At 39.3% G+C, this 239-nt stretch carries 1 protein-coding gene; it reads left to right on the top strand.

Annotation, left to right across the window (positions count from 1 at the left end):
* Positions 1 to 239: hypothetical protein (locus tag R0J88_RS23165; protein ID WP_410901339.1), on the top strand; the 239-nt coding region annotated here is incomplete at both ends.

The following is a 239-nucleotide window of genomic DNA, read 5'->3' on the forward strand; positions in this document are numbered from 1 at the left end:
GGACGTCCTGTTACTATGTTTGGTGATGTACAAATTCGTACTTTTGAAGATGAGATTTTACCGTTCACTATTAAAGATGGTGGTACTAAAGAAACTTCAGAAATCTACGCATTAAAATTTGGTGCTATGGAACATGTCAGCGGTTTACGTAATGGCGGTGTGCAAGTACGCGACTTAGGTGAATTAGACACACTTCCTGTTTACCGTACACGTATTGAGTTTTACTGTGGACTTGCTAT

Source organism: Pseudoalteromonas sp. SIMBA_162, assembly GCF_046535955.1.
Taxonomy (GTDB): domain Bacteria; phylum Pseudomonadota; class Gammaproteobacteria; order Enterobacterales; family Alteromonadaceae; genus Pseudoalteromonas; species Pseudoalteromonas marina.